This window comes from Xanthobacter sp. DMC47 (genome assembly GCF_056313845.1).
The window spans coordinates 718,733-731,209 of the sequence record NZ_JBQUZM010000004.1 but is presented as its reverse complement, the minus strand read 5'-3'; the positions used below and the strand labels follow the sequence as shown (position 1 = coordinate 731,209).

11 protein-coding genes are annotated in these 12,477 nt (G+C 69.7%); 6 read left to right on the top strand and 5 right to left on the bottom strand.

The window, feature by feature from the left end:
- Position 1 precedes the first annotated feature (1 nt).
- Complete coding sequence (locus tag ACT54R_RS15175) at positions 2-919, top strand: ABC transporter permease subunit (RefSeq protein WP_476327596.1); 918 nt, start codon at positions 2-4, stop codon at positions 917-919.
- Positions 916-1,731: an ABC transporter permease gene (locus ACT54R_RS15170; RefSeq protein WP_476327594.1), complete on the top strand. Its 816-nt coding sequence runs from the start codon at positions 916-918 to the stop codon at positions 1,729-1,731. Before ACT54R_RS15175 ends, ACT54R_RS15170 begins: the two co-directional genes overlap by 4 nt.
- Positions 1,732-1,768: 37 nt before the next feature.
- Here ACT54R_RS15170 and ACT54R_RS15165 read toward each other — a convergent pair whose 3' ends face one another.
- From ACT54R_RS15165 to ACT54R_RS15145, 5 genes are all read right to left on the bottom strand, one after another.
- The gene (locus tag ACT54R_RS15165; RefSeq protein WP_476327592.1) at positions 1,769-2,251 is read right to left on the bottom strand and encodes an META domain-containing protein; all 483 of its coding nucleotides are present in this window, start codon (positions 2,249-2,251) and stop codon (positions 1,769-1,771) included.
- A 100-nt stretch (positions 2,252-2,351) separates the two neighbouring features.
- Positions 2,352-4,418 carry a hypothetical protein gene (locus ACT54R_RS15160; protein ID WP_476327590.1) on the bottom strand — a complete coding sequence of 689 codons (2,067 nt, stop codon included), beginning with the start codon at positions 4,416-4,418 and terminating at the stop codon, positions 2,352-2,354.
- A 16-nt stretch (positions 4,419-4,434) separates the two neighbouring features.
- Positions 4,435-7,266, bottom strand: a complete 2,832-nt coding sequence (locus ACT54R_RS15155) for a DUF4159 domain-containing protein (RefSeq protein WP_476327588.1) — start codon at positions 7,264-7,266, stop codon at positions 4,435-4,437.
- The gene (locus ACT54R_RS15150) at positions 7,266-8,228 is read right to left on the bottom strand and encodes a DUF58 domain-containing protein (RefSeq protein WP_476327586.1); all 963 of its coding nucleotides are present in this window, start codon (positions 8,226-8,228) and stop codon (positions 7,266-7,268) included. Before ACT54R_RS15150 ends, ACT54R_RS15155 begins: the two co-directional genes overlap by 1 nt.
- 20 nt (positions 8,229-8,248) lie before the next feature.
- The gene (locus ACT54R_RS15145; RefSeq protein ID WP_371745107.1) at positions 8,249-9,214 is read right to left on the bottom strand and encodes an AAA family ATPase; all 966 of its coding nucleotides are present in this window, start codon (positions 9,212-9,214) and stop codon (positions 8,249-8,251) included.
- 509 nt (positions 9,215-9,723) lie between these two features.
- On the opposite strand from ACT54R_RS15145, the gene ACT54R_RS15140 reads away from it, so the two are divergent.
- From ACT54R_RS15140 to ACT54R_RS15125, 4 genes are read left to right on the top strand one after another with little or no spacing between them, the layout of a single operon-like run.
- Entirely contained in the window at positions 9,724-10,302 is a 579-nt protein-coding gene (locus tag ACT54R_RS15140; RefSeq protein WP_476329195.1) for a DUF1285 domain-containing protein, read from the top strand.
- Entirely contained in the window at positions 10,302-10,979 is a 678-nt protein-coding gene (locus ACT54R_RS15135; RefSeq protein WP_476327584.1) for a CoA pyrophosphatase, read from the top strand. Before ACT54R_RS15140 ends, ACT54R_RS15135 begins: the two co-directional genes overlap by 1 nt.
- Entirely contained in the window at positions 10,979-11,239 is a 261-nt protein-coding gene (locus ACT54R_RS15130; RefSeq protein ID WP_476327582.1) for a DUF6111 family protein, read from the top strand. Before ACT54R_RS15135 ends, ACT54R_RS15130 begins: the two co-directional genes overlap by 1 nt.
- Entirely contained in the window at positions 11,236-12,474 is a 1,239-nt protein-coding gene (locus tag ACT54R_RS15125) for a CCA tRNA nucleotidyltransferase (RefSeq protein WP_476327580.1), read from the top strand. The genes ACT54R_RS15130 and ACT54R_RS15125 overlap by 4 nt, the downstream gene beginning before the upstream one ends.
- Positions 12,475-12,477 lie beyond the last annotated feature (3 nt).

Genomic DNA, 12,477 nt, shown 5'->3' with positions numbered 1-12,477 from the left:
CATGGCCATGGCGGGCGAGAAGGGCAGGGGCCGCTGGTTCGTGATCGCGGTTCCCTATCTGTGGCTTCTGGCGCTGTTCCTGGCGCCCTTCCTCATCGTGTTCAAGATCTCGCTGTCGCAGGACGTGGTGGCACAGCCGCCCTATGCCCCGCAGCTCGATCTCTCCAACGGCTTCGCAGGGCTGACCGACTTCCTGTCACAGCTCTCCCTGGCCAATTACGGCTACGTGCTGGACTTCTCGAACGAATTCCTCGCCGCCTACGGCTCCAGCCTCGTCATCGCCTCCATCTCGACAATCCTGCTGCTGCTGGTTGGATACCCCATCGCCTACGCCATGGCGCGGGCGCCGCGCTCCATTCAGCCGACGCTTCTGATGCTGGTGATCCTGCCGTTCTGGACCTCGTTTCTCATTCGCGTTTACGCCTGGATCGGCATCCTCTCGCCTGAGGGGCTGCTCAATCAGGGGCTGATGGCGCTGGGGGTCATCGATACGCCGCTGGAGATCCTGAACACCAATCTCGCGGTCTATATCGGCATCGTCTATTCCTACCTGCCATTCATGGTGCTGCCGCTCTACTCGGCGCTGGAGAAGCTCGACCTCACGCTCCTTGAGGCCGCGGCGGACCTCGGCTGCCCGCCGGTGAAGGCCTTCTGGAAGATCACCTTCCCGCTCTCCCTCCCCGGCGTCGCCGCTGGCGCTCTCCTGTGCTTCATCCCGGCGGTGGGCGAGTTCGTGATCCCCGATCTGCTCGGCGGCTCCGACACGCTCATGATCGGCAAGTCGCTGTGGACCGAATTCACCGTGAACCGCTCCTGGACGGTCTCATCGGCGGTGGCGGTGCTGCTGCTGCTCGTGCTGGTGATCCCCATCGTGATCTACCAGAACGTCCAGCAGCGCGAACTGGAGGCGGGCAAATGAGAAAAGGCCTCACCTGGTTCAACGTCACGTCCATCGTGCTCGGCTTCGCCTTCCTCTACATTCCGATCATCCTTCTGGTGATCTACTCCTTCAACGCCTCGCGGCTCGTCACCGTGTGGGCGGGCTTCTCCACCCAGTGGTACTGGTCGCTGCTGGAGAACGAGCAACTCATCGACGCCGCGTGGGTGACACTGCGTATCGCCTTCTTCTCCTCGCTGGTGGCGACCGTGCTCGGCACCATGGCTGCGCTGGCGCTCACCCGCTACGGGCGGTTCGGCGGCCGGACGTTGTTCTCGGGCATGATCTATGCCCCCCTCGTCATGCCGGAGGTCATCACCGGCCTGTCGCTGCTGCTGCTGTTCGTGGCGGTGAATTTCGATCGCGGCTTCTGGACGGTGCTGCTCGCCCACATCACCTTCACCATGTGCTTCGTGGCGGTGGTGGTGCAGTCGCGCCTCGTCACCTTCGATCGCACGCTGGAGGAGGCGGCCCTCGATCTCGGCTGCCCGCCCTTCCAGACCTTCTTCAAGATCACGCTGCCGCTGATCCTGCCGGCGGTGGTGTCCGGCTTCATGCTCGCCTTCACCCTGTCGCTGGATGACCTCGTGATCGCGAGCTTCACCACCGGCCCCGGCGCCACGACGCTGCCCATGCGCATCTATTCGCAGGTGCGCCTCGGCGTGACGCCGGAGATCAACGCGGTCTGCACCATCCTCATCGCCATCGTGACGGTGGTGGTCATCATCGCCTCCATCGTCACCAAGCGGGCCGAGAATCAGCGGCAGGCGGAGGAACGGGCGGCGCTGCAATAGGGCGTCAGGGACAGACGCCCGATTCAGAGCGGTCACCTCAGACGGCAGCGAATCGTGCAACCACGCTGCCGTCGACGCCCAGCAATTCCAGCTTGTGGCGCATGTCGTCCGCGCGCCAGCTCCTGGCGGCGGCGAGGGCACCCAGGAGTTTCGCCTCCTGATCCATCAGCGCCGGCGAGCAGGCCATACGCGTGGCGGCGAGCGGCCCGAACTGAATGGCGGCACCCGACACGACGGCCTTGCCGTGGTAGCGATTACAGCCTCCCGAGCCTGAGACGGTGCCATCCGCTGCGATGGTGAGGGTGGTCTGCGCCCTGTCGATGACGCCACCTCCGGCGATGTCCTCCGCCAGCCAGGTTCCGGCAGGCGGAACGCCGACGGTCGCAGCTGGTCCGGCAAAGGCGCCGATGGTGGTGACTGTCTCGATCGTGAGCGCCATCACTCCAGCCAACATGGCGAAGCCCACCCGGCGCGTCGGGGCAAGGCGGCGATGGGCAGACGCGAGCGCGACGCGGGTCATGATGCGGGTTCCCCTGAAGGCAAACACGAGATGCGGGAACCGGCGGGAAGGCGTTGGCCGTAAGCGTCGGCCGTCCCGGAATCCATCCCGAAAAGCCGCCTCAGCGGCCTTCCCGCACCCACGCGGCGGTGATGAAGCCCAAAAGCAGGAGCAGGCCGGAGAGGCCCGCGAACATCGGGAACAGGCCGATGCCGCGCACCACCGAGACATCCCGCGTCTTCAGCCCCATCCAGTCCTCGCCGGCCAGCCGGTCGGAGGCGGAGACCTGCACGAGGCGTGGTACCTGCCCGTTGAGGTCGGCGAGGCGCCACACGCCGCCGCCGGTGGCCGCCGCGATGGGGGCGAGCACGTCTCGGGTGCTCGTCACCTCGGCGAATTCCTTGGGGTTCAGGGGGCCGATATTGGCGAGGGCGTTCAGGGTGCCGTTCTGTGCCCGCCACAGGCCGAGTTCATCGGCCGGCGTCTTCGCGCGCCACAGGCCGGGCTCGACCTGCGTGAGGGTGAGGGTGCGCAGAGCGCCCGAGGGCGTGGTGACGGTGGCGGCCGGCACCTGATCCGCCATGGTCTGGCGCTCCACCACGAGATCGCGGCCGGAGACGGTGAGCTTGAGGCGCTCCTCCTCCAGGTCCGGTTCCTTCATCAACCAGTGGGAGAGGCGACGCAGCAGGTCGATGTGGGGGCCGCCCCCCTCATATCCGCGCGCCCACAGCCAGATGTGGTCCGAGAGCAGGAGGGCGACGCGGCCCTCGCCCACGCGGTCCACCAGCAGCACCGGCTTGTCGCCGGGCGCGGACATCAGACTGGTGCCGGAGCGCGCCTGCGCGTCGATCACGCGGAAGAAGCGGCTCCAGTGGGGCGGATCGCTCTCCGAGCCCGGCAGGTTGCGGGTGACGGGATGGCGCTTGCCGGGGTCGGTGAGCTTGGCGTGATACGGCGCATCGGTGGCCTCGCCGCGCGGCACGCCGGGGAGGATCTCCTCCAGCGGCGTGTTGTAGAGCGAGCCGGTGTCGAGGAAGTCCGTCCCCGCCGCCACCAGAACGGCACCGCCGGCGCGCACGTAGCGCACGATGTTGTCGAAATAGATCTGCGGCAGCACGCCCTGCTGGGCGTAGCGGTCGAAGATGATGAGGTCGAAATCCTTGATCTTGGTCTGGAACAGCTCGCGGGTCGGGAAGGCGATCAGCGAAAGTTCATTGATGGGCGTGCCGTCCTGCTTCTCCGGCGGGCGCAGGATGGTGAAGTGGACGAGGTCCACATTGGCATCGCTCTTCAAAAGATTGCGCCAGGTGCGCTCGCCCACGTTCGGCTCGCCGGAGACGAGCAGCACCCGCAGCTTGTCGCGCACGCCGTCGATGGCGACGGCGGTGCGGTTGTTCACCTGCGTCAGCTCGCCCTCGAGCGGGGGCACCTCGAACTCGACGATGTTGGGGCCGGCGTGGGTGATGTCCACGTCGATGCTGGCGCTGCGGCCGGTGGTGACGGTCGGTCGGCCGATCACCTCGCCGTCGCGGCGGATGGTGACGGGCACCCGGGCGCCGGCGGGCGCGCCCTCGTCCGTGACCTTGAAGGTGATGGTCTGCTTCTGGCCGACGATGCCGAAGCGCGGCGTCTTTTCCAGCGCCACGCGGCGGTCCCGCTCGCCGGCCCGGCCGGTGATGAGGGCGTGGATGGGGGCGGAAAAGCCGAGCGCCCCGGCATTTTCCGGCGTGTCGTGGACGCGGCCGTCCGTGATCATGATGGCGCCGGCCACCCGCTCCGGCGGCACGTCGGCAAGGCCGGCCGAGAGCGCAGAGAACAGGCGCGTGCCGTCCGCCGAGCCGTCGCCCGCATCGGCCTCGATAGTGCGCACCTCGACGCCGGAGAGCTTGCCGAGCCGCTCGGCGAGCTGGGCGCGCGCCGCCTCGGTCTGCTGGGTGCGTTCGCCAAAGGATTGCGACTGGCTTTTGTCCACCACCAGCGCCACCACGGAAGACAGCGGCTCGCGCTCCTCGCGGGTGAAGGAAGGGTTGGCGAGGGCGAGCAGGCCCATCGCCAGAGCCAGCGCGCGGAACACCGAGCCGCGGGTGCGCGAATAGATCAGCAGCCCCGCCAGCAGCGCGGCCGCGACCGCCACGCCGATCAGCGCCGGCAGCGGTAGGAAGGGGGAGAAGGTGAGGCCGTAGCTCATCGGATGGATGTCTTCCTCACTGCCCCAGCCGTTCCAGAAGCGCAGGCACGTGGACCTGGTCCGCCTTGTAGTTGCCGGTCAACACGTACATCACCATGTTGGCGCCGGCCCGGAAGGCGATCTCCCGCTGGCGCGGCTCACCGGGGGTGAGCGGCAGCATGGGCTCGCCGGAACGCGAGACGGCCCAAGCGCCGGCCAGATCGTTCGAGGTGATGATGACGGGTGACACGCCGTCGCCGGCGCGGGCGGGACGGTCGGCATCGTCACGCGCGGCGGGCAGCGCTTCCACCCATGTCGTGCCGCCGGTGAAGCGGCCAGGGAAGTCCTTCAGCAGATAGAAAGCCTTGGTCAGCACGTGGTCGCGTGGCACCGGCTCCAGCTCCGGAATGTCGAGGCGGGAGAGAATCTCCTTTAGCCGCGCCTGCGCCGGGGTGAGCGGTGCGCCGGGGCCGCCAGGGGATTCGATGGCGTCGCGGGTGTCGAAGATCACCGTGCCACCCTGCTTCATGTAGGCATCGATGCGCGCCAGCACCGGCTGCGCCGGCACCGGTGTGTTGGCGAGGATGGGCCAGTAGAGGACTGGGAAGAAGGCGAGTTCGTCCTTGGAGATGTCCACGCCCATGGCCTCGCCCGCCTGCAGCGCGGTGCGCTGGCCGAGGAAGGTGGCGAGGCCGTCGAGGCCGGCGCGGGAGATGTCATCCACCTCGCTGTCGCCCGTCACCACATAGGCGAAGCGGGTCTGCGTGGTGGCCTTCAGGGCGAAGGCGTCGTCAGCGCGGGCAGGCGCCGGCACGAAGGCGCCCGCGGTCGCGCCCAGCAACGCGGCGGCGAGCAGGGCGGCGGCGGCACCGCGCCGGCCACGTGCGCCGCCCATGCGGGAGAGCCCGCCAGCGAGGAAGAGAACCGCCAGCGCATCCAGCAGCAGCAGCAGCATGGCAGCGATAAGGATCGGCCCGCGCATGTCGCGCGGCGCACTCTCCTGCAACGGCTCCGTGCGCCCGCCCAGCGCCGCAAGGTCGAGCGCCTTGGGCCGGTCGGCGGGGAGCAGAGTGTTCACCGCCACGAGGCCGTCCGGCGGCCCGTAGAATCCGGGCGGATGGTCGGCGGTGGAGCGGCCGCGATAATCGGCGGGCAAAGCGCGGGCGGTGGGACCGGCGGGACGGAAGGCGCCGAAGCCGTCGAGCACGCGGGCGGGCGGCAGCGCCGCCACATCCGGCCGTCCGGCGGACGGAACCGCGGTGCCGGCGGGCGCCGTCTCGGGCGGGGGCGGGGCGTCGGACAGGGCAACCACGTGGCGCAGCATCTCAACGAATGTGCCGGAAAGGGGCAGGTTCGACCAGGAGGTGTCGCCGGTGACATGGAACAGCACCAGCGCGCCCTTGCCCCGGCGGGTGCCGGTGACGAGGGGCGTGCCATCCGCCAGCGTCGCCCAGGTGCGGTCGCCGAGCGTGCCGTCCGGCTCGGCGAGCACCTGCCGGTTCACCGTCACGTCGTCGGCCGCCTTGATGTCGCGGAAGGGGCCTTCCGGCGTCAGGGAGCCGAGCTTCTGCGGCGTTTCCCACGAAAGCGAGCCGCCCAGAACACGACCGCCCCGGCGCAGGCGCACGGGCAGGAGATCGTCCTGCGCATTGGCAAGTCGCGGCCCGGCGAAGCGGATCAGCACGCCGCCGTCTTCCACGAACTTGGCGAGGCGGTTGCGGGTGGCGGGCGGGATGGTGCCCACGTCGGTCAGCGCCAGCACAGGCAGCCGCTGGTCGAGGAAGCGGTTGATGTTCTCCGTGGCCGAGCCCGTCTCCGCCACGCGCAGGTCGGCGAAGGGGCCGAGGGCGCGGGAGAGGTAATAGGTCGGCGCCAGCAGCGGCTGGCCGGTATCGGTGGAGGTTCCGGAGACGACGCCCACCGAGCGCCGCCGCCAGCGCTTGTCGAGCAGTTGCACGGCGCCGGCCGAGTGCTCGCCGGCAATCTCCAGCCGCGCCACTTCGTTGCGCAGTTCCACCGGCAGGTCGAAGCGCGCGTCCACCTCGCTCGCACCCTCGGGCAGGGTGAAAGGCGCTTCGGCGAGCACGAGGCCGCGCATGTCGCGGGCCGTCACCCGCCCGGCGCGCGGGGCGCCGGTGGTGGGACGCAGCACCTTCACCGTGAGCGCCTCGGCAGCATTTTCCGCGCCGGCAAGGGCGAGCGGCTCGGCGACGCCGCCGCCCACCACCAGCAGCCGCGCTCCGGCGCCGAGATCAGCGAAGGCGCGGGCGGTGTCGGGATCGGCGCCAAGGTCCACGCCATCGGAAATATAGACCACGCCGGCAGCGGGCTCGGTGCCGAGGAGGCGCCCGGCCAGCGCCAGCGCCTCCTTGCGGGCGGGCGCATAGGGCACCGGCTCCAGCGAGCGCAGGCGGTCGCGGGCGGCGGCGGGGGTGGAGAGGGTCGCCTCGCGCGGCACGTCGCCTGTCGGGATGAGGGCCACGCCGCGCCCGTTGGTCTCCGCCTCGTCGATGAGGGCGGCTGCAACGCTGCGGCGCGCTTCCCAGCTCGCGGCGGCGGGCCAGCCCTGGTCGATCACGATGAGAAGCGGTCCGGTACCGGCCGGGGCTGTCGCCGGCGGGTTCCAGATGGGGCCGGCGGCGGCAAGGATGACCAGCGCCGCCAGCAGCAGGCGCAAGGCGGTCAGCCACCAGGGCGTGCGGGCCGCGCTCTCCTCCTTGGGCGTGATGCCGAGCAGCAGGCGCAACGGGGGAAAGCTCACCTCACGCGGCTTCGGCGGCACCACGCGCAGCAGGAACCACAGCAGGGGCAGAGCAAGGAAGGCGGTGAGCAGCAGCGGCGCGGAAAAGGCCAGGGGAAGACCGAACATCAGGCCGGCCCTCCGGAAACATAGGCATGTCCGCCGCCCTTGGGCATGGCGGACGGGCCGCCGCCTGCGCCCATGCGCTGGTGCAGGGCGAGCAGCAGCTCGCTGGCCGGCCGGTCGGTGCGGTGGATGGCGAAGCTCCAGCCCAGCCGTTCGGCGGCGGCGCGAAGGCGCGCGCGATGATCCGCCAGCTTCAGCTCATAATCCGACTTCCAGCTCTCGGCGCGGCCGACCGTGAGGCGGTCGCCGCCCTCCGGCTCGTGAAACTCAATCCGGCCCGAGAAGGGAAAGGTCTCCTCCGAGGGATCCACGATCTGAACCAGATGGCCGTGGGCGCCGGAGGCGGCCAGCGCATGGAGGCGGGCCGAGACCTCCTCTGCCGGGCTCCAGAAATCGCCCAGAAGCACGATCTCGGACAGGGGCGAGGGGCCGAATTCGGGCGGCAAGCTTCCCGGCAGGCGGGGCGCCAGGACTACAGCCTCGGCCATGCGCTCGACGATGCGACGGGTGGCGGAGGGACGCATCAGTTCGGGAATGCCCACGCGCTCGCCGCCCTTCACCAGAAGCTCGGCGAGGGCGAACGCAACCACCAGCGCGCGCTCGCGCTTTGGCGCCTGCCCGCGGGAGGCGTAGTCCATGGAGGCGGAGAGGTCGGGCCAGATCCACACGGTGTGGCTGGCCTCCCACTCGCGCTCTCGCACATAGAGATGATCGTCGCGGGCGGAGCGGCGCCAGTCCACGCGGTTGGCCGGCTCGCCATCCACGAAGCGGCGATACTGCCAGAAATTCTCGCCCGTGCCGGAGCGGCGGCGCCCGTGCAGCCCGTGCTGCACGCTCATGGCGATGCGGCGCGCCTCCAGCACGAGGCGCGGCATGGCCGCGGCAAGGTCTGCGGCTGCGAGGGCGGACGTCTCTACGGCGTGACGCTGCCTGTCCTCGGGCGAGCCTTTTTGAGTGTTGGCCATGGGCGCGGGCCGGTCCGCGCTCACCCGAGCCGCTCGGTGAGGCGGCGGATGATGTCAGTGACGCTCTGGCGCTCTGCGCGGGCCGCGAAGGTCAGCGCCATACGGTGCTTCAGCACCGGCTCGGCGAGGGCCACCACGTCGTCGAGGGAGGGAGCGTAGCGCCCGTCCAGCAAGGCACGGGCGCGCACCGCCAGCATCAGCGCCTGGCTGGCACGCGGGCCAGGGCCCCAAGCGATGTAGGCCTGCTCCGGCCCCTCGGCGCCGGGACGGGCGGAGCGGACGAGCGTGAGGATGGCTTCCACTACCGATTCACCCACGGGAAGACGGCGCACGAGGCGCTGGGCGGCGATGAGATCGTCCACCGTCATGGCCGCGCGGGGCTTCTGCTCCTCCGCCGAGGTGGTCTCAAACAGGATGCGCCGCTCGGCGTCGCGATCGGGATAATCGACGTCGATCTCCATCAGGAAGCGGTCGAGCTGCGCCTCGGGGAGGGGATAGGTGCCTTCCTGCTCCAGCGGGTTCTGCGTCGCGAGCACATGGAAGGGTTTGGGCAGGTCATGCCGCTCGCCGGCGACGGTGACATGGTATTCCTGCATGGCCTGCAGCAGGGCTGACTGGGTGCGCGGCGAGGCGCGGTTGATTTCGTCCGCCATCAGAAGCTGGGCGAAAATCGGCCCCTTGATGAAACGGAAGGCGCGGCGGCCGCCGGCTGATTCCTCCAGCACCTCGGCGCCGAGGATGTCGGACGGCATGAGGTCCGGTGTGAACTGCACGCGGCGGGCGTCGAGGCCCAAGACAGTGCCCATGGTGTCCACAAGCTTGGTCTTGGCGAGGCCGGGCACGCCGACCAGCAGCGCATGGCCGCCGGCGAGGATGGTGATGAGTGCGCGCTCCACCACCGTTTCCTGGCCGAAGATGACGTTGGAGATGGCCGCGCGGGCGGCCTTCACATGGGCGGCGGCGGCTTCCGCGTTGCGGATGATCATCTGGTCGAGGTCGAAGGTCTCGCCGGCAGCCGACATATGCTCATCTCCTACACGCCAAATACGAACCGCACGCCCGAATGGCCTGCACGCCGGACACGTCCCGCAAGCTTGCTGCCAAAAGCGGCAACAAAACGCCTCCGGCCTTCATCCGCCGATCCGTTCCGCCCTTTGCCTGTTTACCGGGCATCGGGCGGGCCGGTCCATGTGCCGGCCTGGGACGAAGCCCGAGTCGCGGGGGCGACTGTGCAGCCCCCGGACCCAACGCCCGTCTCGCGAAGTCTTGCAAACGTCGCGCCACCCGGACAGAGAGCTTACGATATGATGCGCGTCCGTCGAGCCCCCGCGGACGCAGTGCGTGTGCGGCGAACTCACGTCATCGCGAGCCTGCCGCGTTCGCGGTGCGACCGGGCCAAGGAGACCAGATGCCTGCCCCTGCGCCAGACACGCCCCCCGTCCCGCCGGCCACCGCCTCCGACGCTCCTGCGCCGTCGGGCCGGCTGGAGGCGCTGATGGCGGCCGCGCGCGCCGGTGGCGGGAAGGGGCCGGCCCCGGTGGAGCTGTGGAACCCGCCCGATTGCGGCGATATGGACATGGTGATCCGCGCCGACGGCACATGGACCTACATGGGCACCCCCATCACCCGCCCAGCGCTGGTGAAGCTGTTCGCTTCCGTGCTGGCACGGGAGGGCGAGCGCTTCGTCCTGAAGACGCCAGTGGAGAAGGTGGGCATTCGGGTGGAGGATGCGCCGTTTCTCGCGGTGGATCTGGCCGTGGAGGCGGTGCCCGAGCCGAATGCGGCCGTCGGCCGCACCGCGCATCGCACCCTGGTCTTCCGCACCAATCTGGATGACGTGGTGCGCTGCGGGCCGGACCACGCGCTGCGGTTCGCCCGGGGAGCGGGGGAGGGCGAGGTGGTTCCCTACCTGCATGTTCGGCGTGGTCTGGAGGCGCGGCTGTCGCGGGCGGTTCATCTCGACCTGATGGATCTGGGGGAGGTGCGGGAAGACGGTGGCGTTCCCATGTTCGGAGTGGCGTCGGGCGGACTTTTCTTCCCCATCCTTCCGGCAGCCGAACTGGGACTGGACTGATGCGGGTGTCAGACGACGCGTTTTCCGAGGCCAAAGGCGCAGGCGGAGGCCTCGATGATTTCCTCCGCCGCGCCGGCGAGCGCCTCTCGCCCGTGGCACCTCCCTTTTATTCGGAGGGCGACTTCCTCGCGTTGAACGGCGACCACGCCCTCCAGCCGGAGAAGGTGAGCCTCATTCCGCAGGAGCGCCCACGCCATGCAGCGGTGCTTGTGCCGGTGATCGCGCGGCCGGAGCCGACCATCCTGCTCACCCTCAGATCATCCCATCTCTCTCAGCATGCGGGGCAGGTGGCCTTTCCCGGGGGGCGCATCGATCCCGGCGACAAGGACGAGGTCGATGCCGCCTTGCGTGAGGCACGCGAAGAGGTGGGGCTCGATTCGGCGCTGGTTCGGCCCCTCGGCTTTCTCGATGGTTATCTCTCCGGCACCGGCTTCTGGATCGTCCCGGTGGTGGGGCTCGTCGATCCCGCCTATACGCTCACGATCAATCCCGCCGAGGTGGATGAGGCATTCGAGGTGCCGCTCGGCTTCCTGATGAGTCCGCGCAACCACGAGCGCCAGTCGCGGGATTGGAATGGCACGCTGCGGCACTTCTACGTGATGCCGTTCGAGGGCCGGAACATCTGGGGTGCCACGGCGGGCATGCTGCGCAACCTCTATGAGAAGGTCTATGCCTGATGGCGCGCAGCCTGCTCATCGAGATGGCGCTGTTCCTGACGCCGTTCCTGATCTACGTCGCCCTGCTGATCGCGACCAAGGGCTCTGCGATTCCCGCGCATTGGTCGCCCCGCGCCCTGGGGATCGCTGCGACTGCGGCGGTGGCGCTTGTGGTGCTCGGCCTGTTCCTGTTCGAGCATGACCGCGTGGCGCCGCCCGGCGCCCATTATGTTCCTGCGCAGACCAAGGACGGCGTGTTCGTGCCGGGGCATTTCGAATGACCGCCAGCGTCGCCGGCGCACCCTTCTGGACGACGCCGGGACTTGCCCCGCTCCTAGCCGCGCTGAACGGTGACGGGGAGGAGGCACGGGTGGTCGGCGGGGCCGTGCGCAACTCCCTGCTCGGCCTGCCCGTGATCGACGTGGACATCGCCACCACCGCCTTGCCGCAAGAGGTCGCCGCCCGTGCCGCCCGCGCCGGCCTGAAGGCGGTGCCGACCGGCATCGAGCATGGCACGGTGACGGTGGTCTCCGGCCATCACGGCTATGAAGTCACCACCCTGCGGGAGGATGTGGAGACGGATGGCCGCCGCGCCGTGGTGCGCTTCGGCCGGAGCTGGCAGCACGATGCGGAGCGGCGGGACTTCACACTGAACGCGCTCTATGCAGCGCCGGACGGCGCGGTGGTGGACCTGGTGGGGGGGCTCGCCGACCTCGAGACGCGCAAGGTGCGTTTCATCGGCTCGCCGGAAGCGCGCATCCGCGAGGATTACCTGCGCATCCTGCGCCTGTTCCGGTTCCATGCGGCCTACGGCGCTGGCGCCGTGGATGAGGCTGCGTTTTCCGGCGCCGTGCGGCTTCGGCAGGGGCTGCTCGCTCTCTCCCATGAGCGGGTGCGCGCCGAATTGCTGAAGCTGCTCTTGGCTCCCCGGGCGGCGGAAACGGTTGGGGTCATGAGCGATGCAGGGCTGATCCAGCCCTTGATCGGCGGCATCGCCGATGCCCACGCCTTGGCCCGGCTGGTGGAGATCGAGGCGCAATGGCGGGCGGAAGGCTGGAACGTGCCGCCGGATGCCATCCGGCGCCTCGCCGCCCTCGCGGTGCGGGTGCCCGACGATGCCGAGCGACTGCGCGGAAAGCTGCGCCTGTCCAACGCCGAGGGGCGGCGGCTCGCCCCCATGGCCGGCCCCGTGCCGGAGATAAGCGACGACGCGGCGGCGCAGGCTTTCATCTACAGGATGGGCGTGGAAGCCGCGCGAGACCGCGCGCTTCTGGCCGCAGCCCACGGACGTCCGGACATGGCGAGGATCGGCCGGTTGGCCGCACACTGGGCCGTGCCGCGGCCACCTTTCGGTGCCGGGGACCTGCTGGCGCTGGGCCTCAAGCCGGGACCGGCACTCGGGGCCGCATTGCGGCGCGCCGAGGCGGACTGGATCGCCGCCGGCTTTCCCGACGAGCCGCGCCGTATCGCCGCCCTGCTGCGGGCGGCGATCGCCTTGGATGACGAGCCTTCTTAAGGG

Coding starts and splice junctions, on each gene's coding strand:
- ACT54R_RS15155 (WP_476327588.1), bottom strand. CDS start 7,266: ATGTTCGGTCTTCCCCTGGCCTTTTCCGCGCCGCTGCTGCTCACCGCC.
- ACT54R_RS15175 (WP_476327596.1), top strand. CDS start 2: ATGGCCATGGCGGGCGAGAAGGGCAGGGGCCGCTGGTTCGTGATCGCG.
- ACT54R_RS15125 (WP_476327580.1), top strand. CDS start 11,236: ATGACCGCCAGCGTCGCCGGCGCACCCTTCTGGACGACGCCGGGACTT.
- ACT54R_RS15150 (WP_476327586.1), bottom strand. CDS start 8,228: ATGGCCAACACTCAAAAAGGCTCGCCCGAGGACAGGCAGCGTCACGCC.
- ACT54R_RS15130 (WP_476327582.1), top strand. CDS start 10,979: ATGGCGCGCAGCCTGCTCATCGAGATGGCGCTGTTCCTGACGCCGTTC.
- ACT54R_RS15145 (WP_371745107.1), bottom strand. CDS start 9,214: ATGATCATCCGCAACGCGGAAGCCGCCGCCGCCCATGTGAAGGCCGCC.
- ACT54R_RS15140 (WP_476329195.1), top strand. CDS start 9,724: ATGGCGGCCGCGCGCGCCGGTGGCGGGAAGGGGCCGGCCCCGGTGGAG.
- ACT54R_RS15165 (WP_476327592.1), bottom strand. CDS start 2,251: ATGACCCGCGTCGCGCTCGCGTCTGCCCATCGCCGCCTTGCCCCGACG.
- ACT54R_RS15135 (WP_476327584.1), top strand. CDS start 10,302: ATGCGGGTGTCAGACGACGCGTTTTCCGAGGCCAAAGGCGCAGGCGGA.
- ACT54R_RS15160 (WP_476327590.1), bottom strand. CDS start 4,418: ATGAGCTACGGCCTCACCTTCTCCCCCTTCCTACCGCTGCCGGCGCTG.
- ACT54R_RS15170 (WP_476327594.1), top strand. CDS start 916: ATGAGAAAAGGCCTCACCTGGTTCAACGTCACGTCCATCGTGCTCGGC.